The organism is Luteipulveratus mongoliensis (assembly GCF_001190945.1).
Lineage (GTDB): Bacteria > Actinomycetota > Actinomycetes > Actinomycetales > Dermatophilaceae > Luteipulveratus > Luteipulveratus mongoliensis.
Genome location: NZ_CP011112.1, coordinates 4,067,999 through 4,092,964, shown reverse-complemented (window position 1 = coordinate 4,092,964; position 24,966 = coordinate 4,067,999). Strand labels below are relative to the sequence as shown.

Below are 24,966 nucleotides of genomic sequence, written 5' to 3'. Positions count from 1 at the left end.
AAAGGAATCATCATGACCACTGTTGCCACGCCAGATCAGGCGAGCACCGAGAAGACCCCCGGTGGCGTCGGTCGTATCGCGCGGGTGATCGGCCCGGTCGTCGACATCGAGTTCTCGATCGACACCATCCCCGAGATGTACAACCTGCTCACCACCGAGGTCGACCTCGGCGGGGAGAAGAAGAACCTCAACCTCGAGGTCGCCCAGCACATCGGCGACAACATGGTGCGCGCCATCTCGCTGCAGCCGACGGACGGCGTCGTCCGTGGCTCGCAGGTTCAGGACACCGGCGGCCCCATCACGGTGCCGGTCGGCGACGTGACGCTCGGCAAGGTCTTCAACGCGACCGGTGACTGCCTCAACCTCGAAGAGGGCGAGACGCTCGAGGTCACCGAGCGCTGGGGTATCCACCGCAAGGCGCCGGCGTTCGACCAGCTGGAGTCCAAGACCCAGATGTTCGAGACCGGCATCAAGGTCATCGACCTGCTGACGCCCTACGTCCAGGGCGGCAAGATCGGCCTGTTCGGCGGTGCCGGCGTCGGCAAGACGGTGCTCATCCAGGAGATGATCGCCCGAGTCGCCAAGGACCACGGTGGTGTGTCGGTGTTCGCCGGTGTCGGTGAGCGCACCCGTGAGGGCAACGACCTGATGGTCGAGATGGAGGAGGCGGGCGTCCTCGGACAGACCGCACTCGTCTTCGGCCAGATGGACGAGCCGCCGGGCACGCGTCTGCGCGTGGCCCTGTCGGCGCTGACGATGGCCGAGTACTTCCGGGACGTCAAGAACCAGGACGTGCTGCTGTTCATCGACAACATCTTCCGGTTCACCCAGGCCGGCTCGGAGGTCTCGACCCTGCTGGGCCGCATGCCTTCGGCCGTGGGTTACCAGCCGACGCTGGCCGACGAGATGGGCATCCTGCAGGAGCGCATCACGTCCACGCGTGGTCACTCGATCACCTCGATGCAGGCGATCTACGTGCCGGCCGACGACTACACCGACCCGGCTCCGGCCACGACGTTCGCCCACCTGGACGCCACGACCGAGCTCTCGCGTGAGATCGCGTCGATGGGTATCTACCCCGCCGTCGACCCGCTGACGTCTACGTCGCGCATCCTGGACCCGCGCTACATCGAGAAGGACCACTACGACACGGCGGTCCGGATCAAGCAGATCCTGCAGCGCAACAAGGAGCTCCAGGACATCATCGCGATCCTTGGTATCGACGAGCTCTCCGAAGAGGACAAGATCCTCGTCAACCGCGCTCGTCGTATCCAGCGCTTCCTGTCCCAGAACACCTACGTGGCCAAGCAGTTCACCGGCATCGAGGGTTCGACCGTGTCGCTGCACGACACCATCGAGGGCTTCACCAAGATTGCCGACGGCGAGTACGACCACGTCGCCGAGCAGGCGTTCTTCATGTGTGGTGGCCTCGACGACGTCGAGCGTCAGTGGGCTGAGATTCAGAAGAACCTGTAGTCCTTCTGGCTCGCCTCCTCCGGAACCCCCGCCCGACTCCGTCGTGCGGGGGTTCCTGCGTCTGTTCGCGGCCGTCCGCTTGCGTAGTTCGAGACATGGTCTCGGCACTCGCCAGTCGTAGCCGGCATCAGGTGTGGGTGCCGACCCAGGCTTGTGCGTCCTCGTGCTCACGGCGCAGCCAGTCCGGTCCTGCGAGCAGGCGGGCGTCCGCTGAGTCTCGTTGGTGTACAAGGTCTTCCAGATACCGGCGGTCGGCCTCGAGACGGCTTCGCAGGTCCGACCCGTCGCCCACTGAGCCATGGCCCGGCACCACGATGTGCACGCGGTCCAGAAGGCTTTCGAAGGTGTCCAGGGCAGCGCGGTAGTCCGCGACAGGGTCGGGAGAGTCCAGGTCCAGCAGCGGCACCTCGATGTCGGACAGCATGTCGCCCGCGACCAGGACGCCGACGTCGGGCAGCAGCAGGGCGGCATGCCCGGGCGCATGTCCACGATGCTCGACGATCACGGCACGGGGACCAGCCCAGGGGATCTCGGAGGCGTCGGGCGCCAGGTCGGTCACCCTGGCGAGGCCGCTGACGTCGATGTCCTCGACGGCGGCTCGCGCCTTGATCTCGTTGCTGGACAGTCGATTTCGCGCCGTGCGGGCCGCCGCAGCGGTGGCGTAGCGCGGGGCATCGCCGAGGCTCGGACGCCACAGCAGATGGTCCCAGTGCGGATGCGTGGCGAACCCGGCGACGACTCCGCGACCGAGCGCGCGGAGCTGGTCGGCCACGTGATCGATCTCGTCCGGACGCACCGCTGGATCGATCACGAGGCAGCCGTCCGAGGCGTCCAGGACGACCGTCGTGGTCGTCGTACAGAACTCGTGGATGGCTACCAGAACGCCGTCCGCAACGGGCGCGAGAGCTGACATGAGAATCACCGTAGATGAGGCGACTCACGAGACCGCCTTAGCACCCTTTCTGTCGGCATACTTGCGAATCGTGAGAACTGAGCCGGAGAGCATCGAGGAGTACTACGCACGCATTGCCTCCGCAGCCGATGCCGAGGGGCGCTTATCGGTAGCCGTCGAGGAGATGCCCGGCTGGGATATCTATCCCTATGAGCTGGAATCGTTGCGGCTCAAGCCAATTCGACCGCTTGCAGACTATGAGCCACCCAGGAGCGGTGAGGATCCGGCGGAGTGCTGGTGCGCACAGCCGCCGTCGATCGATGTCGAACGTCGGGTGTGGAGCAACGAGCGCTGGAAGCTCGACCTGGGCGTCGACACCGGCCTGCCGATCATGCTGCTGCTCGGCACTCAGCAGCACTACGACCTCCCGACGCTGCCGCCCGAGCTCGCGGCCGAGATGGGCACGCTCATCACAGGGATCGCCTCGTCGATGGAGTCCTTGCCGAGCGTCGGCCGTGCGCAGCTGGCGAAGTACGGCGACGGCGGCGCCCACCTGCACCTCTTCTTCTTCGGGCGGCCCACGCGCATCCTGCAGTTCCGCGGCTCACCGCTGCTGGAGTGGGAGGAAAATCTTCCGCGGGTCCCCATGGACGTCCTGCATGCCAACGCGCGTTACGTCGCCACGCGCCTCGTCGCAGAGCTCGGTGGGACAGCCGGCACGTTGGTGCCGCGACCTGGGGGAGCGAACACCGGGTGAACCGTGACGAGGGTCGAGTGGCGTTCACCACCGATGACCGTCCCTGACAGTAGGTTGCTGCTCATCACGCCGCACGTCTGCGGCAACGGCCTTCATGAGGCTGTTCGGCATTTGCGAGAGGAGCCCACAATGGGGCTGCTGGACGACATCAAGGAAAACCTCGGACTCGGAGACGAGGCGGAGAAGGCCCGGAAGGCGCAGGACGAGGCCAAGACCAAGGCGCAGGCCGACGAGAAGGCTGCTGAGGTCGAGCAGGCGCGCCAGGAGTCCGAGGCGAAGAAGGCCCCGGCCCCCGCCCCTCCCGTGGAGCAGGCGTCCCACAAGACGGAGCCGGCCGCGCACAAGACCGAGGCGCACGCTGCCCCGGCCGCGAAGACGTACACCGTGAAGAAGGGCGACACCCTCAGCGAGATCGGGCAGCACTTCGGTGTCAGCTGGAAGAAGATCGCGGAGCTCAACAACATCGAGAACCCGGACCTGATCTTCCCCGGTCAGGTCTTCAAGATCCCGGGCTGACCCGCGAACGCATGGCCCCAGGGGCGCCTGCCGTGGTCAACGGCGGGCGTCCCTGGCGACATCTGCCATGCGGGTCAATGACGGTTCAACTGACCGTTACGATGGTGTAAACCGTACGACTGCCCCGGAGGACATAGTGAGTCAGCTGACCGTCGAGCTCGTTGCCGCCGACCGCAAGGTCTGGGAAGGCGAGGCCAGCCGCGTCTTCGCTCGCACGGTGGAGGGTGAGCTGGGGATTCTCCCCGGGCACACGCCGATCCTGTCCGTGCTGGTCGACGGCGAGGTCCACATCGACCCTCTGGAGGGCGAGCGCAAGACGGTCACTGTTGACGGTGGATTCCTGTCCGTCGACCACGACCGCGTGACGCTGGTGTCCGAGACGGTCGACGCGTCCTCTCTGACGGCCTGAGCCAAGGGGTCTCGTGTGGCGGAGGTGCGGCTCACCGGCGAGATCCTGGCAGGCCTGCTGGTCCTGCTGGTCCTGATCTGTCTTGCCCTCGTGCTGCGCCGCCGCGCGATCTCTCGTGGTGGGCCGATGATGCTCATGGCCCGCCAGAAGGGCTCTGGCTGGACGTTGGGTCTGGCCCGCGTCACGGCCTCTGAGGTGGCTTGGTTCCCCCTCATCGGCGTGACGGTCCGGCCCCGAGCGCGCTGGATCCGTGGCGATATCGATCTCGGTGCGCCGAAGCCGATCGGGCACGGCCGGCCGGTCGCGATGGCCGATCCCGTCTCCGTGAACTGCACGTCGGGCGACCGCGACTTCACCATCGCCCTGTCATCGGCGGACTACACCGCGCTGCGATCCTGGGCCGAGTCCTCTCCGCCCGGGCTCAACGCCAACGTCGCCTGACCGCAACGGGTTTCGAGCTCTACCGCTCACCACCGGGCGTCCACTGGACGTCCCCATCGGCCAGGTTGGCCACTCGCGCCAGGATGAAGAGCAGATCTGACAGCCGGTTGAGGTACTTCGCCGTCAGCAGGTTGACGCCACCACTACCGCGCGCTGATCCGGCTGCTCCCTCGACATCGCCGTAGGCCTCCACCGCCTCCCACGCAGACCGCTCGGCCCGCCGTACGACCGTGCGTGCCACGTGCAGGTGCGCCGCGCCCGGCGTGCCTCCGGGGAGGATGAACGATCGCAGCGGCTCGAGCTGCTCGTTGTAGTGATCGCACGCGCGCTCGAGCTCTTCGATCCACGGCTGCAGCACCCGCAGCGGTGGGTGCTCGGGATCAGCGACCAGGGGGTTGCACAGGTCGGCGCCCACATCGAACAGGTCGTTCTGCACCCGCGTGAGGACCTGACGTACGTCCTCGGGCAGGTCACCACAGGCCAGCGCGACGCCGATGGCGCTGTTGGCCTCGTCGGTGTCGGCGTACGCCACGAGGCGAGGGTCGGTCTTGCTCGTCCGGCTGAAGTCGCCGAGCGTGGTCGTCCCGTCGTCGCCGGTGCGGGTGTAGATGCGCGTCAGATTGACCATGAGCAGATCGTCTCAGAGCCGGTCACGGTCACGCGTCCAGCCCCAAGATCCGGCCAAGAGTTGGTCAAGTGCGCTGACTGCTCGGAGATTTGCTGATCAGGTACAGGCGGACCGCTTCGCGACAAGCAAGTCTTATCGCTACGGTGGCCCGATGCGTTACACGCCGTGACCTCATCGTGATCATTTCGCTCCCAACCTCGGTGGGGGCCACGTGCGTCAATGGAATGAGCGGACTGCTCGAGGACGACGAAGGGTGGATGACGTGGCGCGACCGGTGCAGCGTGAGTCAGAGTCGGCAGACGTCACCGAAGTTGTCCCGGGCAACGAGCTCGGGATCACCGGTGTACTTGGAGTTCACTCCGTCGCCGACGTGCGGACGGTGCTGGGCCGGGCGATCGACGCGGGCGTGGGTGATCTGGTGCTGCACCTGGGGGATGCGGAGGTCGGTGACGCCACTGGGCTCGGAGTCATCGTCGGAGCCCACCACCGTGCACGCCGTGCGGGCCGCAGACTCGTCATCGCCGATGCGTCACCGCGGCTCGAGCGGTTGCTGCGCGCCACCAAGCTCAACCGCGTGATTGCCGGCAGCCATCAGGACCCGGGCATCGCGCCGATGCCCGCCTGAGTCGGTACTCCGCAACACCACGACGAAGCCCCCGGATCACTCCGGGGGCTTCGTCGTGTGGTCCTCAGCCCACTGCGGTCGCAGCCGCGCGTCGTGGGTCGGCCGCCGCACTGAGCTCGCCATGCGCGCTCGCGTGAGCGGCACCCACACCGCCGAAGTACATCGACGACGCCTCGTGCGCGGTCGCCGGCAGGTCCCGCCGAGCGAGCACCACCTCGATCTGGGGGTCGGGCTCGTGCTCGACGTGGATCTGGTCACCCTCCAGGACGCGGACGTGCAGCCGGGGGTGATCGATGGCCTCCTGCAGGGAGCGCCCGACGACGGCGTACTGGGCGAGCACCTGCTGCAGCGCTGTCGTGATGCGGTCCGCTCCAGGGCTGCCGATCGCCAGGGTGCTGCCGTCGCCGTGCCGCGCGGTCGTGGGCGCCATGTTGGACGCGAGTCGGGTGCCTGGGTCGAGGGCGTGCAGGCCACGCCGGTTGAGCTCGGGTTCGCCGAGGCAGTTGTTGAGCAGCAGACCGGTGCCCGGCACCGTCACCCCCGACGAGTACCCGGCCGATGCCGTGATCGCGCAGGCCAGCCCGTCGGAGTCGACTGCGGAGACATGGGCGGTGTGCTGCGAGGTCGGCAGGCCGGTCAGGCGGAGAGCGGAGAGCGCCTCGAGCAGCTCTCGGCCCGCCTCCTCGAGGTCCGGGGCGGTGTCCAGGCGGTCGCGCCGGTAGGTCAGGACCTGCCGCTGCACGTTCAGGATCTGCTCGGGGCTCGGCGACTCCTCCCCGAGCAGCCGCAGCATGGCGGTCAGCACCGGACCACCGATCGAAGGCGGAGGGTTGCTGGCGATCTGCCAGCCACCCAGCCGGGAGACCGTCGCGGGACGGATCACTGCGGCGTACGCCGTGAGGTCGGCTCGCGTGAGCAGGCCGCCTTCGGCCTGCACGTGGTCGGCGACCCGCTGACCCAGCTCCCCGGCGTACAGCACCTTGGCGCCCTCGGCGGCGACCTGCTCCAGGGACTCGGCCAGCCGCTCGGTCGTCATGTCATCGCCGGGACCCAGGGGTTGGCCGTCGGACCCGATCATCTGAGCACGTGTCTCCGGGTCGAAGGTGAACAGACCGCCGCCGACCTGCTGGAGATAGCTGCCCGACGCGGAGCCCACCCGGAATCCGCGACGAGCAAGGTGCACCGCCGGTGCGATGACGTCGGCCCACGCCGCCTGTCCGTAGTGCTGGTGAGCGAGGTCCATAGCCGCGAATGCACCTGGTGTTGCTACGGATCCGGCTCCGGCGTGCACGGTCATCCCGCCCGCGTAGTCCAGCCACACCTCACGGACGCCCTGCCCGAAACGCTCCTTCGGGAGCCCCCGCCCGGGCATCTCGACGTTGCCGTCCACGACGACCGGATCGCCATCGGTCGGCCAGATGGCGATGAACGCACCACCGAGAGCGCTGACGATGCCGGGCTCGCTGACGAAGGTCGCGGCCATCGCCGCGAGTGCCGCATCGACCGCCGTGCCGCCGAGCTGTACGACGTCGACCCCGGCCTGCGCCGCGAGCGCGTTGGGTGCAGCGACTGCTGTGCGTCGTACGGATCGGTCCGGCATAGCCGTGATTCTGCACCCCCCAACACAAATTGACTTGGGCTACACGCATGCGTGTAGCCCAAGTCAATTTGTGTTGGGATGCCCGCGGTCAGAAGAGGCGGGAGTCCGCGTCGTCCATGCCCTTGAGGGCTTCGTAGTCGAGAGTCACGCAGCGGATCCCGCGGTCCTCGGCCAGTACGCGGGCCTGGGGCTTGATCAGCTGGGCGGCGAAGACGCCGGTCACCGGTGCCAGGTGCGGGTCGCGGTTGAGCAGCTCGAGATAGCGGGTCAGCTGCTCGACACCGTCGATGTCGCCGCGTCGCTTGAGCTCCACCGCCACGGTCTGCCCGCCAGCATCGCGGCACATGATGTCGACCGGTCCGATGGCGGTCATGTACTCGCGGCGGATGAGCGAGTAGCCCTCGCCGAGGGTGTGGATGTGCTCGGCCAGCAAGGCTTGCAGCTGCGCCTCGACGCCGTCCTTGACCAGCCCGGGGTCGACACCCAGGTCGTGCGAGGAGTCGTGCAGCACCTCATGCAGGCGGACCCGCAGCCGGTCCTCGGACTTGGCGTGCTGGACGACCCAGCAGCCGACGACGCCCTCGTCGGTCTCGTCCTCGGTCGGCTCGACCTCCGCCATGGAGCACGGTGGGGACATCCAATTGAGCGGTTTGTAGGAGCCACCGTCGCTGTGGACGAGTACCGACCCGTCGGCCTTGACCATCAGGAGCCGGGTGGCGAGGGGGAGGTGGGCCTGCAGCCGACCTTCGTAGTCGACGGAGCAGCGGGCAATGACGACGCGCACCCGCCGCAGCCTACGGCCCAGCCGGTGGCCGGCGTACGACCGGGACCTCGTGGTCTGGGAGACTGCGCGGCATGCGTGAGATCAGCACTGTGGGAGTTATCGGGCTCGGCACGATGGGTGCCGGCATCGTCGAGGTGTTCGCCAAGGCCGGGCTGACGGTCATCGGGGTCGACGGCACTCCGGAGCTCGCCGAGCGCGGTCGCGGCTTCCTCGAGGCGTCCACGGGTCGCGCGGTCAAGAAGGGCCGGCTGAGCGAGGAGGACCAGGCCGCAGTCCTGGGTCGGGTCACCTGGACCGACCAGCTGAGCGACCTCAAGGACGCAGACCTGGTGATCGAGGCTGTGCCCGAGCGCCTCGAGATCAAGCACGACATCTTCGGCAAGCTCGACGGCATCGTCCGCGAGGACGCCATCCTGGCCTCCAACACCTCCAGCCTGTCGCTCACCGAGATCGCCGCCGCCACCCAGCACCCGCAGCGCGTCATCGGGATGCACTTCTTCAACCCGGCGCCCGTCCTCGCCCTGGTCGAGGTCATCACCACGCTCCTCACCGACGACGAGGTCACTGAGTCCGTCCGCTCCCTGGCCGAAAAGCTCGGCAAGAAGCCCGTCGTCGTCGGCGACCGCGCCGGCTTCGTCGCCAACGCGCTGCTGATCACCTACCTCGCTCGCGCCATTCGCGTCTACGAGACCGGTCACGTCAGCCGCGAGGACCTGGACAACGCGGGCCGCGTCGGCATCGGCCTGCCGATGGGACCGCTCACGCTGTCCGACCTCATCGGCCTCGATGTCGTCAAGGAGGTGTGCGACGTCCTGTACGCCGCCACCCACGAGCCGTCCGCGGCTCCGCCCGCGCTGCTGCAGCAGATGGTGATGGCGGGCCGGCTGGGTCGCAAGACCGGCAGCGGCTTCTACACCTATGAGAAGGCCGGCTCCGGCACGGTCACCGACGCGCCTCCGGCGGCCGAGCACGCTGCGGTCGCGAGCAAGACCGTCGGCGTCGTCGGGACGGGCGGCCTGGCCACCGAGCTAGCCGCCAAGCTGACGGAGTCCGGTGCCCAGGTCACCGCGGTCGACGACCCGTCGGCCGACCTCTCCGGGCTCGCGGGCCTCCCGCTCGTCGTCCTGGTCGGTGGACCTGAGGCCGACTGCGAGGACTGCGGTGGCGGCAACTGCATGATCGCTGAGGGTGCGGATCCTGCCGATGCGACCACCTGCGAGTGCTGCCACGGTGCGGCACCGGCGGCCTGGTTCGGCGCCGTCGCCGAGACGCTCGACTCACGCACCGTGGTCGTACCCACCGATGAGGCGAGCACCTGGGCACTCAGCGGCTACCTCGATCCCGAGGTGCAGGTCGTGCCCGTACGACTGCACGTGCCGACGCGGTCCGGCCAGCTGCTCGAGGTCGCCCGTCCGTTGGACACGCCCGATGTGGCCGTCCGCGGCGTCCAGGCCACCTTCGACGCGGCCGGTTTCGTCACCTTGGTCGCGCGTGATCGGGCGGGCCTCGTGGTCGACGCACTGCTCTACCCGCACCTCAACGACGCCGTCCGGATGCTCGACTCGGGCTACGCCAGCGCCGTCGACATCGACACAGCCATGACCGCGGGCTGCGGCTACCCCAAGGGTCCGTTCGCGCTGATCGACGCGATCGGCGCCGACGAGGTGGCGGCCGGACTGGCGCAGATGCAGGACGAGACCGGCGAGCCTGCTCTCACACCCGCTCCGCTCCTGGTCGAGCACGCGGCGATCGACCGTCCTTTCCTGGGCTGAGCAGGTCCGGTCCGTGCCCCGGCGCAACCGCCCCCGCCGCGACGAGTCGCGCGGCGATGTCTCGCGGATCATGGGCGGCGGCTCCAGGACCGAGTCCTACGCCGGGGGCCGCTGGGTCGTTCGGTCACTCCGGGGCAGCGCTGAGGACCGGTCGTACGTCTGCCCCGGCTGCCAGCAGCAGCTGTCGGCCCGGACTGCCCACGTCGTGGTCTGGCCTGCAGACGGGCTCGGCGACGTGAATGATCGTCGCCACTGGCACACCACGTGCTGGTCGGCCCGCGACCGTCGTCCGCCGCAGGGCTCCTGGAGATGACACCCACGTGACCGAGATCCGATCGAACACCATCCTTGCGGCCCGGCGGGAGGACATCGAGCTCGAGACGGCCGACGGTCTCACCCTGGTCGGTGAGCTCGCGCTGCCGGCGGAGCGCGACCCGGTCGCCACGCTGGTCACCCTGCACCCGTTGCCGACGCACGGCGGCTTCATGGACAGCCATGTCTTCAAGAAGGCTTCCTACCGCCTGTCCGCGCTGGCCGACCTCGCCGTGCTGCGGTTCAACACCCGCGGGACGTCCTCGCCGCGCGGCACGTCGGAAGGCGTCTTCGACAACGGCGATGCCGAGCGGTACGACGTCGCGGCCGCCATCGAGTACGCCGAGTTCCATGAGGCTCCGGCTCTGCCGCGCCGCTGGTTGGTGGGCTGGTCCTTCGGCACTGACCTCGCGCTCATGCACGGCCTGGACCCGTCCATCGAGGGCCTGATCCTGCTGAGTCCTCCGCTACGCTTCTCCCAGCCCGATCACCTTGCGGCTTGGGCAGACTCGGGCAAACCGGTGATCTGCCTCGTGCCTGAGTTCGACGACTACCTTCGTCCGGCCGAGGCCGAGCAACGTTTTGCGGCGATCCCGCAGGCGCAGGTCATCGGCATCGATGGTGCCAAGCACCTTTGGGTCGGGGAGACCTATGTACGCCGAGCGCTCGATGAGATCGTGCGCGTCGTCGTACCCGACCGAGGACCGTTGCCGACCGACGTCGACGCCGGCCTCGTGACCGGAGAGGCATCATGAGCAGCCACGTCGCACCCGCACCGGCCCCCACGGTGACGGCCGACCAGGTGGACGACGCCGCGGCGCGGATCGCTGCCGCCATCGCACCAACGCCGACCCAGCGCAACGACCGCCTGTCCCGAGCGACCGGCTGCGAGGTGTGGCTCAAGCGCGAGGACCTGCAACCCGTGCGGTCCTACAAGCTGCGTGGCGCCTTCAACCTCATCTCACGACTGTCCGAGGAGGACGCGGCGGCCGGTGTGGTCTGTGCGAGTGCCGGCAACCACGCCCAGGGTGTGGCGTTCGCGTGTGCCGCCCTCGGCGTACACGCTCGTATCTATCTGCCGCGCACCACGCCACGGCAGAAGCGCGAGCGGGTGGCCGCCATCGGCGGCGACTCGGTCGACATCGTGATCGAGGGCGACTACTTCGACCAGAGCTCGTCGGCGTCGTTGGCGTATGCGCGCACGAGCGGACGGACGCTAGTGCCACCGTTCGATGCGCCCGACGTGATCGCGGGGCAGGGGACCGCGGTGCGCGAGATGGTCGCGCAGCTCGGCAAGGTCCCCGACGTGCTCGTCGTGCCGGTCGGTGGCGGTGGTCTGCTGGCCGGCAGCCTCGCGTGGCTGCGGGACCGGCACGCCGGCGTACGCGTCATCGGCGTCGAGCCGGAGGGCGCACCCAGCCTCACCGCGGCCATGACGGCCGGCCATCCCGTCGACCTCGGCGAGGTCGACCCGTTCGTCGACGGCGCAGCGGTTGGCCGGGTCGGTGACCTGACCTTCGACCTGATCCGTCAGGAGGCGCCGCAGGTCGCGACCATCCCCGAGGGACAGGTCTGCGTCGAGATGCTCGACCTCTACCAGGAGGACGGCATCATCGCCGAGCCGGCAGGCGCGCTCGCGACCGCTGCGCTGTCCTCCGATCTCGGCATCCCGGCCGGGTCCGTGGTGGTCTGCATGCTCTCGGGCGGCAACAACGACGTCAGCCGGTACGCCGAGGTCGTCGAACGGGCGCTGGTGCACGAGGGGCGCAAGCACTACTTCCTGGTCGACTTCCCGCAGGAGCCGGGCGCGCTGCGCCACTTCCTGGACGAGGTGCTCGGGCCGGATGACGACATCACGCTCTTCGAGTACGTCAAGCGCAGCAACCGTGAGACCGGCCCTGCGCTGGTCGGTATCGAGCTCGGCTCGCCGCGCGACCTCGACGCGCTGATCCGGCGGATGGACGCCGGACCGCTGCGTATTGAGCGGCTTCCTCCGGGTAGCCCGGTGTCCCGCTTCCTCGTCTGAGCCGGTTGCGCCTCTCTCTGGTATGGAAACCTCGAGGTTGTCATAGTGACGGTTCAGACGTAACCTAGAGGTATCTATCAGCATCGCTGAAGGGAGACCCCGAGGTGACGAACACACAGGTCATCCGCCGAGCGGTCGACCAGCGCGTCGCTCCGCTGCATGAGCCGCCTGCTCGTGCTGCGCTGGCGCGCCCGGCGGGTGGGTGGGTCCGCGCGATCCGCTCCGCTCTGGGCATGTCCACCACGGACCTCGCGCGTCGCCTTGAGGTCACTCCCGTGGCCGTCCGCAAGCTCGAGGCCAGCGAGCGGGCCGGCGTCGTCCGCCTGGACACGCTGACCCGCGCCGCCGATGCCATGGGCTGTGACCTCGTCTACGCCTTCGTCCCGCGCGCCTCGCTGGTCGAGTTCGTCGAGACCAGGGCCATGCAGGTCGCGGACCAGGAGCTGAGTCGGGTCCACACCACGATGGCCCTCGAGGACCAGTCCGTCCCAGCGGACGAACGTGCCCGGATGCGGGAGGAGCGGGCGCGCGAGCTCGTCGCAGCGCGGGACCTCTGGCGCGACCAGGACTGATGTTCGGCCCCGAGCCGGAGGGCGCGACGCCTCTGTCCGCCGAGGACCGCCGCGCTCTGCTGGCCGACTGGGTCGCCACGCGCGACGACCTCAACCTCGCCGAGCAGGCCAACATCGCGGCTGGGCGTACGACGGTGATGAGAGGCAGGCCGCTGCGCCTGGACCAGGTTCTGGACGACACCTTCGTGCGCCGCCTTCATCGGCGGATGTTCGACCAGGTGTGGGCATGGGCCGGCGCCTACCGCACCATCGAGCTCAACATCGGCGTCGACCCGTGGCAGGTACCCGGGGCCGTCCGTGACCTCGTCGCGGATGCTCGCTTCTGGTTGGCGCCCGACGTCGGCTGGATCGCTCCGGACGTGGCGTTGTGCAAGGTGCATCACCGGCTCGTGCAGATCCACCCGTTCGTCAATGGCAACGGCCGCCATGCCCGCACCTTCACCGACGTCCTGACTCGGTCGGTGGGGCGTCCGCTCTTCTCCTGGGGTGCCGGCACCGACCTGCAGGAGGTGAGCCCGGACAGGGCGGCCTACCTGGCCGCCCTGAAGCGGGCCGACGCCCACCCTGACGACCTCGATGACCTGGTGGCGTTCGCGCGGTCCTAGGCGGCACCGGACTCGCCGGACTAGTGGTGCGCCTGTCGGGGCACCAGCACCTCTTCGTAGAGGAGCAGCAGACCGGCCGCGACCGGAATGGCGAGCAGTGCACCGAGGACCCCGAGCAGCGTGCCTCCGGCGAGGGCCGCGACGACCGTCACCGCACCGGGCACGGAGACGGTGCGCTGCATGATCCGCGGCACGATGACGTAGTTCTCGAGCTGCTGATAGATGAGGTAATAGATCGCGACGATGATCGCCTTCTGCGGCTCCACGAAGAACGCGACGATGGCCACGAGGACCGCGCCCAGCGTGGCGCCCACCATCGGGATCAGCCCGAGGAAGCCGACCACGACAGCCAGCACCGCGGCGTACGGGATGCCCAGGATCGTCATCATGATCCAGCTGCAGCCGGCGTTGAAGGTCGCGACGAGGACCTGGCCGATGGCGTACGAACCGGTCCGACGCATGATCTCCTCGCTCAGCGAGATGAAGCGCGGCCGACGGGAGGCCGGCACCATGGCGTACGCCCCCTGCTTCACGCGAGGGAAGGAGGCGAGGAAGTACAGCGTCAGGATCAGGATCGTGAACGCCTGGAAGAGGCCGCTTGCGACCACCTTGCCGGCGCCGAGCACGCCGCCGAACACCTGACTGACGAAGGCTCCGTCGGTGACCCGCTTCTGGACCTGCTCCTGGATCTTGGCGCTGACGTCGTAGTCCTGATCGAGGTCCTTGACCCACTGCTGGGCGAGGAAGTCGTCCACGATCTTGGGGGCGTTGTTGCCGAGCTGGGTCGTCTCGTCGACGAGGGGCGGAACGACGAGCAGGGCGAGCAGCGCGAAGACCGCCACCAGCCCGAGGCACACCACGCCAACGGCCCACGAGCGGCGCAGTCCACGCCGGGTCAACGACTCGACGATCGGGTTGAGCGCGAGCGTCAGGAAGAACGCGACCAGGAGCACCGTGAGGGTGGTGCTCAGCCGGGTGATCAGGTGGACGAGGCCGTAGGCGAGCGCGACGCCGATGGCGCCCATGAACCCGATGTAGATCGGGGAGGCGCGGTTGATCGGTTTGCCGACGAAGCCGTACGCCGTCTCGACCCCTTCGGCGGTCGGCTCGTCCGGGCGGGGCCCCGCATCTCGTACGTCGTCGGTCGCCTTCTGCTCCGCGATCGGTGCCGGTGTGGCGCCGGTCGGCGAATCAGCTTGCGGCGTGGGCGTTTTGGCGTCGTCGGACTCGAAGCGGTTGCTGGCCTTCAGGGCGTCGCGCTGCTGTTCCTGGAACGCCCGCCACTGGCGCATCGCATCGCCCGGACGATAGGGCGTCCGGTCCTGCCGGCGTCGTGGGAGCCGCGGCAGTCGTGGGCGGGGCAGTGGCTTCACCCAGGCATTCTGCACTGGGTGCACGCCGCACCCGTGAAGCCGGGGTGGCAGCGACGTGTCGAGCGGTCGAAGCCGTTGCGACGGCGCCGCTTGCTGACACGCGAGATCCGGACAAGTGTCACTTAAGAGCATAAGTGACACCGACGGCGTACGCTGTGACGATGGCGAGCAAGTGGCCCGCGCTGAAGTGGGAGAAGCAGGTGTGGGACCCCGGAGGAGACTGGGGTTACACCGCTCGCGAGCGCGCCATGGTGGGCCGCCGGTACCGCTCGGCCGTCCCGCCCGAGATCGCTGAGCAGCCCCTGGTCGTCGACTCCGACGTGCTGGCGCACGCGGAGGACGCGTCGGCCGCGATGGCACGGTTCGACGCGGCAGGCCCGGGGGAGTACGGCGTACTGACCGCGATCCTCCTGCGCTCCGAGTCGGCCTCGTCATCGCAGATCGAGCAGCTCACCGCGTCGGCGCGCGCGGTGGCCGAGGCCGGGGTCACCGGTGCTGGCTCGACCAACGCTCGTGTGGTCGCCGCCAACGTCAAGGCCATGGAGGCCGCCCTCGAGCTGGCCGACCGCTTGGACGCGCAGGCGATTGGGCTGATGCAGGCCGCGCTCCTGGAGGACCACGACCCCGAGATGGTGGGCTGGCGTGACGAGCCGGTGTGGATCGGCGGCGCGGCCTCGACGCCGTTGGACGCCGACTTCGTTGCGCCGCACCACACCCGCATCGAGGCCGGGGTGCGCGACCTGGTCGCTTTCATGCGGCGGACCGACCTTCCCGTGCTGGCGCAGGCGGCGATCGCGCACGCGCAGTTCGAGACGCTGCACCCGTTCGCGGACGGCAACGGCCGGACGGGGCGCGCGCTGGTGCACGCCTTCCTGAGGCACAAGGAGCTGACGCGGTCGGTCACCATCCCGATCTCTGGCGGTCTGCTCGCGGACAAGGAGCGCTACATCGCCGCGCTGACGGCCTACCGGCAGGGACGGGTCGAGCCGATCGTGCGGGTCTTCGCGGACGCCGCTCTGCACGCCGTTCGCAACGGCACGCTGCTGGCCGAGGAGCTGCGTGCGCTCGTCGACACCTGGCGTACGCGGCTCACGGTGCGGTCCGACTCAGCCGTGTGGCGGCTGCTGGACCAGCTGCCGGCCCACCCGGTGCTCGACGCGCGCACGGCGGCCCGGCTGCTCGGGGTCGATGAGAAGAACGTCCACCGTCACCTCCGCGCTCTGGTCAGCGCCGACGTCCTGGTGGCGAGCAATCACCATCAGGGGCGCACCATCTTGTTCAGGGCGCCCGAGGTGCTGGCCGCGCTGGACCGCTACGCGGAGTACGCCGGCCGCCGTCAGCGTTAGGCCGGCTACGCCCGCGCCGGCTCGACCAGCTCGACGAGCACGCCGCCCGCGTCCTTGGGGTGGACGAAGTTGACCCGGCTGCCTCCGGTGCCACGGCGCGGGGCGTCGTACAGCACCCGCAGCCCGCGCTCACGCAACGTCGCGGCGACAGCCTCGACATCACCCACCCGGTAGGCGACCTGCTGGATGCCCGGGCCGGAGCGGTCCAGGAACTTGGCGATGGTGGACTCCGGCGTGGAGGGGGCGAGCAGCTGCACCTGGGCCGCACCCGGCGTACGGTCGCCGACCTGCATCATCGCTTCACGGACGCCTTGGTCCTCGTTGGTCTCCTCGTGCGCGAGCGTCATGCCGAAGGTCCGCTCGTAGAACTCGATGGCGACATCCAGGTCGGGTACCGCCACCCCGACGTGGTCGATGGCCTCGAACAGGTGCGTGGGCAGCTCGGTTCCTGAATCCATTCGCGCGACTCCTCCTCCGGTCTCGGTCGCAGGCTCCCGTGATCCGGCATCGTCGTCGCTCATGCGGCAAGACTAAAGTGGACGGGGTCGATGCGGCCACAAGCCGTCTCGCCGCACCCCATCACCGTTGCTGGAGGCCTGTTCCGATGACCGAGTCCACTGACCGCACCCCCGTCCTGGTCGCAGGCGCCCGTACGCCGATGGGTCGCCTGCTCGGCTCCCTCAAGGACTTCTCCGCCGCCGACCTCGGCGGGCTCGCCATCAAGGGCGCCCTCGAGAAGGCCGGCGTCACGGGCGAGCAGGTCGACTACGTGATCATGGGCCAGGTCCTGACGGCCGGTGCCGGTCAGATCCCCGCTCGCCAGGCCGCTGCCAAGGGCGGCATCCCGATGACTGTGCCCTCGCTGACCATCAACAAGGTGTGCCTCTCCGGTGTCGACGCGATCGCGCTCGCCGCCCAGCTGATCCGTGCCGGTGAGTACGACGTCGTCGTCGCCGGTGGTCAGGAGTCGATGAGCCAGGCTCCGCACCTGCTCCCGAAGAGCCGCACCGGCTTCAAGTACGGCGACGTGACGATGCAGGACCACATGGCGTACGACGGCCTGTGGGATGCGTTCACCGACCAGGCGATGGGCAACCTCACCGAGGACGCCAACGTTGCCGACCAGGAGTTCACGCGCGAGGAGCAGGACGCGTTCGCCGCGCGTAGCCACCAGAACGCTGCGAAGGGCTGGAAGGACGGCATCTTCGACGACGAGGTCGTCACGGTCAGCATCCCGCAGCGCAAGGGCGACCCGATCGAGTTCCGTGAGGACGAGGGCATCCGCGCAGACACGACCACCGAGTCGCTGTCCAAGCTGCGTCCGGCGTTCCGCAAGGACGGCACCATCACGGCAGGTACGGCCTCGCAGATCTCCGACGGAGCGGCAGCGGTCGTGGTCATGACCAAGGCCAAGGCCGACGAGCTCGGTCTCACGTGGCTCGCCGAGATCGGTGCGCACGGCGTCGTGGCCGGTCCGGACTCCACGCTGCAGGCCCAGCCGGCCAACGCGATCTCGAAGGCGTGCGAGAAGGAAGGCATCGCGCCGACCGATCTCGACGTGATCGAGATCAACGAGGCGTTCGCGGCCGTCGGCCTCGCCTCCACCAAGCAGCTCGGTGTCGACGCGGACCGGGTCAACGTCAACGGCGGCGCGATCGCGCTCGGCCACCCGATCGGCATGTCCGGTGCGCGGATCGCACTGCACCTGGCTCTTGAGCTCAAGCGCCGCGGCGGCGGTGTCGGCGCTGCCGCTCTGTGCGGTGGCGGCGGTCAGGGTGACGCGTTGATCGTCCGGGTGCCGAAGTCCATCGACCTGGACAGCAACCACTCGCTGTCCGAGCCGCGCTGAGCACGACACCGGCCCTCAGGAGCATGTCGCGACGACAGGTCGACGTACCTGCCTTGGTAGCCGCTGCCCGGGAGGGCTCGCCGCGAGCCGTGGCGCGGCTCATCACACTGGTCGAGAACGCTGACCCGAAGCTGCGCGACGTCATGCAGGCACTCGCGCCGCACACCGGTCGCGCCCGGGTCATCGGCATCACGGGCTCGCCCGGTGTCGGCAAGTCGACGACCACGAGCGCGGTCGTCGCGGCGTTCCGCGAGCGAGGTGCCCGCGTCGGCGTGCTGGCGGTCGACCCGAGCTCGCCGTTCTCCGGCGGTGCGCTGCTCGGTGACCGGATCCGGTTGTCCGAGCACGCGCTCGACCCCGAGGTCTACGTACGCTCGATGGCCAGCCGAGGTCACCTCGGCGGGCTGTCGTGGGCAACGCCCCAGGCGCTGCGCGTGCTCGACGGCGCCGGCTGTGACGTCGTCATCGTCGAGACGGTCGGTGTCGGCCAGAGCGAGGTCGAGGTCGCTGGCCTCGCCGACACCACGCTCGTCCTCCTCGCCCCGGGAATGGGGGACGGCGTACAGGCGGCCAAAGCCGGCATCCTCGAGATCGGCGACGTCTTCGTGGTCAACAAGGCCGACCGCGATGGTGCCGACATCACGGTGCGCGACTTGCGCGGCATGATCTCGCTCGGCGACCGCAGCGAGCCCGGACTGTGGCGGCCACCGGTTCTCAAGACTGTGGCCGAGCGCAGCGAGGGCATCGATGAGCTGATGGAGGCTCTCGACAAGCACCTGTCCTGGATGGAGGGCGGAGAGCTGCGCGAGCGACGCGTACGCCGGGCCGCGGGTGAGGTCGAGGCGATCGCCGTCCGTACGCTGCGGGAGCGCATCGGCGACGTGCACGCTGGGCAGGGCCTGCAAGAGCTCGCCGGCCAGGTCGTCGACGGCACGCTCGACCCCTACGCCGCAGCGGACCGGCTCGTCAGCTCGTTGTAGAACCGCTCGACCTGGCGGGTGGGCAGCGACAAAAACGACTCGCGATGCGTCACGGGCCTCCTTACGCTCGATCGATATGGAGGTCACCTTCCGCCGCACCGGCGAGCGTCGTTATGCCGTCGAGGTCCGACGTGAGCGGGCCGAGGACCTCATCATGAGTCCGGCCCCGGGGTACGACGCTCACCTGCCCCACGACATGGTGCATTTCATGGTCGAGCAGCACTGGGGGCTGCGTGACGGTGTGTACGGCCAGGTCGCGGCCGGTGGCGATGCTGGCACGTTCCACCCGCTGGACGCACCGACGACGAAGCGGTGGCGGAAGCAGACCGAACGACGAAATGCCTTGAGCGGCCAGGACATTGGACGATCCGAGCAGCTGGCGGCCGTGATGTTTGCGCGATGGTGCACCGTACGACTCGGCAAGCCTGAGCCGGCCTGGTTCGCCGATGGCGCGCGCCGGGCCGACGTCTCCGAAGAGGACACCCAAGGCTGCTTGCCTGCACTGGATGTCGTGGCGGCGCGCTGGGAGACCGTGGGGATCGGGGAGTCGATGAGCATCCCGTGGCCATGGCCCGAGCGCTGAGCCCACAGTCCCCGACAAGCCCGGCGCGGGCGAGTTTTCGTCGGTCTAGGCTCGTCTCATGAAGCCAGCAACGCCGGCCATCCTCTTGGTGACCAGTGACCATCGTGATGAGGTCGTCGACGAGGTGAACAGCCGGTACGCCCGCGACTATGACGTGGTCGTGGCCGGCGGGCTCGGTGAGGCGGTGGCGGCCGCCTCGAGTATGCAGTCCCGTGACGTACCGGTCGCACTGATTGCGGTCGAGCGGTCGCTGCCCGACGCGCAGGGTCTGGTCACGATCGACTGCTTGCACGCGCTGATCCCGACCGCGAAGCGGCTGCTGCTGACGGCCTGGGAGGACTGGGCCACGGCCAAGGAGGAGATCCAGCAGGCACAGACCACCGGCCGGCTCGACGTCTCCCTGGTCATCCCGCGCGGGGCACGCGACGAGGAGTTCCACACCGCGATCACCGAGTCCCTGTCGGACTGGGGCTGGACGACCGGGGGACCGGTGGTCGACGTCGTACGGATCGTGTCCGACCAGGAGACCTCCGAGCTCAACGCGATGCGCGACTTCCTCGACCGGATGGGCGTGCCGACGCGGGTCTACCCGTCGGCCAGCCCGGCGGCCAAGGAGGTGCTCGCCCGAGCGGTCTCGGCGGGACGCCCGACCGACCTGCCGCTCGTCGCGGCGTTCGACCACGACCCGATCTCGCGGCCCTCGATCGGCAAGCTCGGTCGGGTGATGTTCGGCGACCCGGACGCTCTTGGTGAGGACTACGTCGCCGACCTGGCCGTGGTGGGCGCCGGCCCGGCCGGTCTCGCTGCAGCGGTCTACGGCGCCTCCGAGGGGCTCGCGACCGTTGTCCTGGACTCCGAGGCCATCGGTGGTCAGGCCGGCACCAGCTCGATGATCCGCAACTACCTCGGCTTCCCGCGCGGCATCTCGGGGATGCGGCTGGCGCAGCGGGCGCGCTTCCAGGCGTCGCGTTTCGGGGCTCGATTCTTTGCCGCGCGACCAGTGACCAGTGTCGTCCCCGGCGTCGACGGGGCGCCGCACCTGATCCAGCTCGAGGGCTTCACGATTCGGGCCCGCACGATCGTCATCGCGTCCGGAGTGTCCTACCGGCGGCTGGGCGTCCCTGCGATCGAGGACCTCGTGGGGCTCGGCGTCAACTACGGAGCGGCCATGAGCGCCGCGCGCGACTGCGCCGGCACCGACGTGTTCGTGGTCGGCGGCGGCAACTCGGCCGGCCAGGCGGCCATCCACCTGTCGCGCTTTGCTCGATCGGTGTCCATCCTGATCCGCCGGGACTCCCTGACCGAGACGATGTCGGACTACCTGATCCGTGAGATCGAGGGCAACTCGCGCATCGTCGTACGCCCGCAGACCGAGGTCGTCGACGGCGGCGGTGGCACCCGGCTGGAGTGGCTGAAGCTCAAGGGCGTGGGCGGCGAGATCACCAAGGTGCACGCGGGCGGCCTGTTCCTGCTCCTGGGCGCCAAACCCTGCGTCGACTGGATCCCGGACACCGTGGCGCTCGACGAGCGCGGGTTCGTCCGCACCGGTCGCGACGTGCCACAGGACCAGTGGGGTGGCGACGTACCCCCGGAAGCCCTCGCCACGACCGTTCCTGGAGTCTTTGCGGCGGGTGACGTCCGCTCTGGCTCGATGAAGCGGGTGGCGTCGGCGTCCGGAGAGGGCGCCGCGGTCGTACCCCTCGTGCACACCTACCTGGACGAGTCGGCCCCCGTTCCAGTGGTGGTGCCGTCGGCCTAGGTTGGGGCCATGCTCTTCGCGTTCTCCGTCGCTCCGTCCACCACAAGCTCCGACGACGGCTCGGTCAGCGCCGTCGTCGCGGAGGCGATCAAGGTCGTCCGTGACTCGGGCCTGCCCCATCGCACCGACTCGATGTTCACCACCATCGAGGGTGAGTGGGACGAGGTGATGCCGGTCATCAAGGAAGCCTGCGAGGTCGTCGGCCGGCACAGCCCGCGGGTGAGCCTCGTGCTCAAGGCTGACCTCCGGCCAGGCTTCACCGGCCAGCTCGACGCCAAGGTCCAGCGGGTGGAGGCGCACCTGTCCGAGCTCGAGTTATGAGCGCCGACGATGCCGGCTCGCGGGAGCCTGCGACCGAGACCGGAGGAGGAGGCGCGGGAATGAGTTCAGGCAACCAGGAGAAGGACTTTCGGCTGTACGACGTCCGCGCGCCCCGGCTGGACGACGCACCTGAGATGGGTCGCCTGCACGTGCAGGTCTGGCGGGAGGCGTACGCCGACTCGATGCCCGCCGACTACCTCGCCGCGCTCAACCCGGCCGACCGAGAAGCCATCTGGACCAAGATCGCCGCGGAGGAAGCCGAAGGCACCGCGGAGCAGCTCGGCAAGGTCACCCGGCTCGCGACAGATCGCGAGACCGGGCGACTCGCCGGGTTTGCCACGGTCGCACCCGCCAGGGACGACGATGCTCCGCTGCCGATCGAGCTCTGGGCACTCAACGTGCTGCGCGAGTTCCACGGCACGGGGGCGGCCGGGCAGCTGCTGGCCGCCACGCTCGGCGACCGGTCGGCGTACCTCTGGGTGGTCGAGGACAACGGTCGGGCGCAGAGCTTCTACCGCAAGTACGGCTTCGAGACCGACGGTGGCCGCTCGTCGCACGACGCGAGCGGGGCGGCAGAGGTACGCATGGTGCGCGCCTAGCGTCCGAGGGCTCGCACTAGGTTGGCGCAGATGAGCAACCCGTCGCCGTTGCCGTTCGACCCGATCGTGCGTGCCGCGGAGCAGTGGCGCGCACGCTGGGGCGACGATGCGCCGTACGACGCCATGGCCTCGGCGACCTCCATCATGCGGGTGCAGCAGATCCTTCTCGCGACGCTCGACGCCGCGGTTGCACCGTTCGGGCTGACCTTCGCCCGCTATGAAGCGCTGGTGCTGCTGACGTTCAGCCGTGCCGACGGCCTGCCGATGAGCAAGGTCGGCGAGCGGCTGATGATCCACCCAACGAGCGCGACCAACATCGTGCAGCGGCTGGTGGCACAGGGGCTCGTCGAGCGGCTCCCCAACCCACGTGACGGTCGCGGCGCGCTCGCCCGCATCACCGACGAGGGGCGTGGCGTCATGGAGCAGGCGACGGCGGCGCTGCACGAGATCGAGTTCGGCTTGGCATCGCTGGACGCGCAGGAGCACGAGCAGCTGTTCGGGCTCATGCACACGTTGCGGGTCGGGCGAGGCGACTTCACCGACGAAACCACCTGAAAATAAAAGGAACTCGTATGCCTGGCCCGCTCGATGTCCTGGTCTTCTACGTCCCCGTCGATGCAGCCGACAGCGTCCTGGAGGCGGTCTTCGCAGCCGGCGCCGGCGCGATCGGCGACTACGACAAGTGCGCCTTCCGAGTCAGAGGGACGGGGCAGTTCCGGCCGCTGCGCGGAGCCAACCCGACCATCGGGTCGGTTGGTGAGGTCGAGCAGGTCGAGGAGGAGCGGGTCGAGCTGGTGCTGCCCCGCGGCGTACGCCAGCAGGTCGTCGCCGCCCTGCGCGAGGCCCACCCGTACGAGGAGCCGGCGTACCACCTCCTCGAAACCTCCTGAAGATCGTCCGCTTCGACAAGTACTAGGACGTCCTAGTATCCTGGGTCGCATGACGTCGACGCCGGAGCAGGACACCCAGGCCACCGCCACCGGACGCTCGCGCTGGGAGCAGCGCTTCGCCGCGGCTCAGAGCAAAGGCCAGGTTCGCGATGTCGACTTCACGACCCTGTCGGGCATGCAGGTCGAGCCGGCGTACGGTCCGACCGACGGCGAGGTGCCCGAGCGCATCGGCTGGCCGGGGGAGTACCCCTTCACCCGCGGGCTCTACGCCACGGGCTACCGCGGCCGCACGTGGACGATCCGTCAGTTCGCCGGCTTCGGCAACGCGGTTCAGACCAACGAGCGCTACCAGCTGATCCTCAAGCGCGGCGGTGGCGGCCTCTCGGTCGCCTTCGACATGCCGACGCTGATGGGTCACGACTCCGATGACCCGAAGAGCCTCGGCGAGGTCGGCCACTGTGGCGTCGCAATCGACTCCGCGGCTGACATGGAGACGCTCTTCAAGGACATCCCGCTCGAGGACGTCACCACGTCGATGACGATCTCCGGTCCTGCGGTGCCGGCCTTCTGCATGTACCTCGTCGCGGCCGAGCGCCAGGGCGCGGACATCACCAAGCTCAACGGCACCCTGCAGACCGACATCTTCAAGGAGTACATCGCCCAGAAGGAGTGGCTCTTCTCACCCGAGCCCCACCTGCGCCTCATCGGTGACCTGATGGAGTACACCTCGGCGAAAATCCCTGCGTACAAACCACTTTCGGTCTCCGGCTACCACATCCGCGAGGCCGGCTCGACGGCCGCGCAGGAGCTGGCGTTCACGCTCGCGGACGGTTTCGGGTACGTCGAGCTCGGGCTCTCCCGGGGCCTGGACGTCGACGTGTTCGCACCTGGGCTGTCCTTCTTCTTCGACAGCCACCTCGACTTCTTCGAGGAGATCGCGAAGTTCCGCGCGGCTCGCCGCATCTGGGCACGCTGGCTGCGCGACGTCTACGGCGCCAAGACCGACAAGGCGCAGTGGCTGCGCTTCCACACCCAGACTGCCGGCGTCTCGCTGACCGCGCAGCAGCCGGTCAACAACGTCGTCCGCACCGCCGTCGAGGCGCTGGCCGCCGTCCTCGGTGGCACCAACTCGCTGCACACCAACGCGCTCGACGAGACGTTGGCGCTGCCGACGGATCAGTCCGCCGAGGTCGCGCTGCGCACCCAGCAGGTCCTCATGGAGGAGACCGGCGTCGTCAACGTCGCCGACCCGCTCGGTGGCTCCTGGTACATCGAGGCGCTCACCGACCAGATCGAGGCCGAGGCCGAGAAGATCTTCGACAAGATTCTCACGATGGGCGGCAGCACGGTCATGTCGGCCGACACCGAGGGCCTCGCCGCGCAGGTCGAGGCGGGCAAGGGTCGTACGGACGCCCATGTCTGGCCGGTCACCGCGGGCATCCTGCGCGGCATCGAGGACGGCTGGTTCATGTCCGAGATCGCCGAGGCCGCCTTCCAGTATCAGACGGCCCTCGAGAAGGGCGACAAGAAGGTCGTCGGCGTCAACGTGCACACCGAGTCGCTGGCCGACGAGCTGGAGATCATGCGGGTCAGCCACGAGGTCGAGACCGAGCAGGTCCGTGCCCTGGCCGAGCGCAAGGCCGGTCGCGACAATGCGGCCGTCGAGTCCGCGCTGGCCACGATGTGCGACGTTGCACGCGGCGAGGGCAACATGATCGAGCCGATGCTGGCGGCCGTCCGCGCGGAGGCGACCATGGGCGAGATCTGCAACGCACTGCGCGACGTCTGGGGCGTCTACCGCGAGCCGGCCCGCTTCTAGAGACCGGTGAGCGACACCTGCGGTTCGTCGCG

General features: G+C 69.0%; 28 protein-coding genes. 21 read left to right on the top strand and 7 right to left on the bottom strand.

Annotation, left to right across the window (positions count from 1 at the left end):
* Window positions 1-12: 12 nt before the first annotated feature.
* Window positions 13-1,476 carry a F0F1 ATP synthase subunit beta gene (atpD, locus tag VV02_RS19380; protein ID WP_052594206.1) on the top strand — a complete coding sequence of 488 codons (1,464 nt, stop codon included), beginning with the start codon at window positions 13-15 and terminating at the stop codon, window positions 1,474-1,476.
* A 127-nt stretch (window positions 1,477-1,603) separates the two neighbouring features.
* On the opposite strand, the gene VV02_RS19375 is transcribed toward atpD, so the two are convergent.
* Window positions 1,604-2,389, bottom strand: a complete 786-nt coding sequence (locus VV02_RS19375) for an MBL fold metallo-hydrolase (RefSeq protein WP_052594204.1) — start codon at window positions 2,387-2,389, stop codon at window positions 1,604-1,606.
* 70 nt (window positions 2,390-2,459) lie between these two features.
* Here VV02_RS19375 and VV02_RS19370 point away from each other — a divergent pair, with 70 nt between their 5' ends.
* The 4 genes from VV02_RS19370 (at window position 2,460) to VV02_RS19355 (ending at window position 4,491) form a co-directional block, all read left to right on the top strand.
* Window positions 2,460-3,125 carry a hypothetical protein gene (locus VV02_RS19370; RefSeq protein WP_052597281.1) on the top strand — a complete coding sequence of 222 codons (666 nt, stop codon included), beginning with the start codon at window positions 2,460-2,462 and terminating at the stop codon, window positions 3,123-3,125.
* Window positions 3,126-3,254: 129 nt separating this feature from the next.
* Window positions 3,255-3,641, top strand: a complete 387-nt coding sequence (locus VV02_RS19365) for a LysM peptidoglycan-binding domain-containing protein (protein WP_052594202.1) — start codon at window positions 3,255-3,257, stop codon at window positions 3,639-3,641.
* A gap of 136 nt (window positions 3,642-3,777) precedes the next feature.
* Window positions 3,778-4,050, top strand: a complete 273-nt coding sequence (locus VV02_RS19360; RefSeq protein WP_052594200.1) for a F0F1 ATP synthase subunit epsilon — start codon at window positions 3,778-3,780, stop codon at window positions 4,048-4,050.
* A gap of 15 nt (window positions 4,051-4,065) precedes the next feature.
* Entirely contained in the window at window positions 4,066-4,491 is a 426-nt protein-coding gene (locus VV02_RS19355; protein WP_052594198.1) for a DUF2550 family protein, read from the top strand.
* Window positions 4,492-4,510: 19 nt separating this feature from the next.
* Here the strand turns inward: VV02_RS19355 and VV02_RS19350 are convergent, their stop codons facing one another.
* Window positions 4,511-5,119, bottom strand: coding sequence for a cob(I)yrinic acid a,c-diamide adenosyltransferase (locus VV02_RS19350; RefSeq protein ID WP_052594196.1), 609 nt, complete (start codon window positions 5,117-5,119; stop codon window positions 4,511-4,513).
* A gap of 262 nt (window positions 5,120-5,381) precedes the next feature.
* On the opposite strand from VV02_RS19350, the gene VV02_RS19345 reads away from it, so the two are divergent.
* On the top strand, window positions 5,382-5,744 hold the full coding sequence (locus tag VV02_RS19345; protein WP_245633136.1) for an STAS domain-containing protein: 363 nt from the start codon (window positions 5,382-5,384) through the stop codon (window positions 5,742-5,744).
* Between the two features lie 64 nt (window positions 5,745-5,808).
* On the opposite strand, the gene VV02_RS19340 is transcribed toward VV02_RS19345, so the two are convergent.
* Together VV02_RS19340 and nucS are read right to left on the bottom strand one after the other, a co-directional pair.
* On the bottom strand, window positions 5,809-7,344 hold the full coding sequence (locus VV02_RS19340; RefSeq protein WP_052594193.1) for a gamma-glutamyltransferase: 1,536 nt from the start codon (window positions 7,342-7,344) through the stop codon (window positions 5,809-5,811).
* An 88-nt stretch (window positions 7,345-7,432) separates the two neighbouring features.
* A complete protein-coding gene (gene nucS, locus VV02_RS19335; protein WP_052594191.1) occupies window positions 7,433-8,128 on the bottom strand; it encodes an endonuclease NucS in 696 nt (231 codons plus the stop codon).
* A gap of 71 nt (window positions 8,129-8,199) precedes the next feature.
* On the opposite strand from nucS, the gene VV02_RS19330 reads away from it, so the two are divergent.
* Complete coding sequence (locus VV02_RS19330; protein WP_052594188.1) at window positions 8,200-9,900, top strand: 3-hydroxyacyl-CoA dehydrogenase; 1,701 nt, start codon at window positions 8,200-8,202, stop codon at window positions 9,898-9,900.
* 124 nt (window positions 9,901-10,024) lie between these two features.
* Here VV02_RS19330 and VV02_RS27410 read toward each other — a convergent pair whose 3' ends face one another.
* Window positions 10,025-10,153: a hypothetical protein gene (locus tag VV02_RS27410; RefSeq protein WP_342667843.1), complete on the bottom strand. Its 129-nt coding sequence runs from the start codon at window positions 10,151-10,153 to the stop codon at window positions 10,025-10,027.
* Here VV02_RS27410 and VV02_RS19320 point away from each other — a divergent pair.
* The 4 genes from VV02_RS19320 (at window position 10,140) to VV02_RS19305 (ending at window position 13,415) form a co-directional block, all read left to right on the top strand.
* Window positions 10,140-10,967: an alpha/beta hydrolase gene (locus VV02_RS19320; protein WP_425412282.1), complete on the top strand. Its 828-nt coding sequence runs from the start codon at window positions 10,140-10,142 to the stop codon at window positions 10,965-10,967. The genes VV02_RS27410 and VV02_RS19320 overlap by 14 nt on opposite strands.
* Window positions 10,964-12,238 carry a threonine ammonia-lyase IlvA gene (gene ilvA / locus VV02_RS19315; RefSeq protein ID WP_052594182.1) on the top strand — a complete coding sequence of 425 codons (1,275 nt, stop codon included), beginning with the start codon at window positions 10,964-10,966 and terminating at the stop codon, window positions 12,236-12,238. The genes VV02_RS19320 and ilvA overlap by 4 nt, the downstream gene beginning before the upstream one ends.
* A gap of 104 nt (window positions 12,239-12,342) precedes the next feature.
* On the top strand, window positions 12,343-12,810 hold the full coding sequence (locus VV02_RS19310) for a mobile mystery protein A (protein WP_052594180.1): 468 nt from the start codon (window positions 12,343-12,345) through the stop codon (window positions 12,808-12,810).
* Window positions 12,810-13,415: a mobile mystery protein B gene (locus VV02_RS19305; RefSeq protein WP_052594177.1), complete on the top strand. Its 606-nt coding sequence runs from the start codon at window positions 12,810-12,812 to the stop codon at window positions 13,413-13,415. Before VV02_RS19310 ends, VV02_RS19305 begins: the two co-directional genes overlap by 1 nt.
* A gap of 20 nt (window positions 13,416-13,435) precedes the next feature.
* Here VV02_RS19305 and VV02_RS19300 read toward each other — a convergent pair whose 3' ends face one another.
* A complete protein-coding gene (locus tag VV02_RS19300) occupies window positions 13,436-14,788 on the bottom strand; it encodes an AI-2E family transporter (RefSeq protein WP_245633135.1) in 1,353 nt (450 codons plus the stop codon).
* Window positions 14,789-14,949: 161 nt separating this feature from the next.
* Here VV02_RS19300 and VV02_RS19295 point away from each other — a divergent pair, with 161 nt between their 5' ends.
* Window positions 14,950-16,134 (top strand): Fic family protein, encoded by a 1,185-nt coding sequence (locus VV02_RS19295; protein WP_052597277.1) that lies wholly within the window; start codon window positions 14,950-14,952, stop codon window positions 16,132-16,134.
* A gap of 5 nt (window positions 16,135-16,139) precedes the next feature.
* Here the strand turns inward: VV02_RS19295 and mce are convergent, their stop codons facing one another.
* Complete coding sequence (gene mce / locus VV02_RS19290) at window positions 16,140-16,592, bottom strand: methylmalonyl-CoA epimerase (RefSeq protein ID WP_052597274.1); 453 nt, start codon at window positions 16,590-16,592, stop codon at window positions 16,140-16,142.
* A gap of 146 nt (window positions 16,593-16,738) precedes the next feature.
* Here mce and VV02_RS19285 point away from each other — a divergent pair, with 146 nt between their 5' ends.
* The 9 genes from VV02_RS19285 (at window position 16,739) to icmA (ending at window position 24,934) form a co-directional block, all read left to right on the top strand.
* Entirely contained in the window at window positions 16,739-17,983 is a 1,245-nt protein-coding gene (locus VV02_RS19285; RefSeq protein WP_052594172.1) for an acetyl-CoA C-acetyltransferase, read from the top strand.
* Window positions 17,984-18,006: 23 nt separating this feature from the next.
* Window positions 18,007-18,963: a methylmalonyl Co-A mutase-associated GTPase MeaB gene (meaB, locus tag VV02_RS19280; protein WP_052594171.1), complete on the top strand. Its 957-nt coding sequence runs from the start codon at window positions 18,007-18,009 to the stop codon at window positions 18,961-18,963.
* Between the two features lie 76 nt (window positions 18,964-19,039).
* The gene (locus VV02_RS19275; RefSeq protein WP_052594168.1) at window positions 19,040-19,546 is read left to right on the top strand and encodes a hypothetical protein; all 507 of its coding nucleotides are present in this window, start codon (window positions 19,040-19,042) and stop codon (window positions 19,544-19,546) included.
* A 58-nt stretch (window positions 19,547-19,604) separates the two neighbouring features.
* A complete protein-coding gene (locus tag VV02_RS19270) occupies window positions 19,605-21,305 on the top strand; it encodes an NAD(P)/FAD-dependent oxidoreductase (RefSeq protein ID WP_052594165.1) in 1,701 nt (566 codons plus the stop codon).
* Between the two features lie 9 nt (window positions 21,306-21,314).
* Window positions 21,315-21,626 carry a thiamine-binding protein gene (locus tag VV02_RS19265; protein ID WP_052594163.1) on the top strand — a complete coding sequence of 104 codons (312 nt, stop codon included), beginning with the start codon at window positions 21,315-21,317 and terminating at the stop codon, window positions 21,624-21,626.
* Between the two features lie 59 nt (window positions 21,627-21,685).
* On the top strand, window positions 21,686-22,225 hold the full coding sequence (locus tag VV02_RS19260; RefSeq protein WP_052594161.1) for a GNAT family N-acetyltransferase: 540 nt from the start codon (window positions 21,686-21,688) through the stop codon (window positions 22,223-22,225).
* A 30-nt stretch (window positions 22,226-22,255) separates the two neighbouring features.
* The gene (locus VV02_RS19255; protein ID WP_052594159.1) at window positions 22,256-22,780 is read left to right on the top strand and encodes a MarR family winged helix-turn-helix transcriptional regulator; all 525 of its coding nucleotides are present in this window, start codon (window positions 22,256-22,258) and stop codon (window positions 22,778-22,780) included.
* Between the two features lie 17 nt (window positions 22,781-22,797).
* Complete coding sequence (locus tag VV02_RS19250) at window positions 22,798-23,115, top strand: YqfO family protein (protein ID WP_052594158.1); 318 nt, start codon at window positions 22,798-22,800, stop codon at window positions 23,113-23,115.
* Window positions 23,116-23,164: 49 nt separating this feature from the next.
* Window positions 23,165-24,934: a coenzyme B12-dependent isobutyryl-CoA mutase large subunit gene (gene icmA, locus VV02_RS19245; protein WP_052594156.1), complete on the top strand. Its 1,770-nt coding sequence runs from the start codon at window positions 23,165-23,167 to the stop codon at window positions 24,932-24,934.
* The last annotated feature ends 32 nt before the right edge of the window (window positions 24,935-24,966 follow it).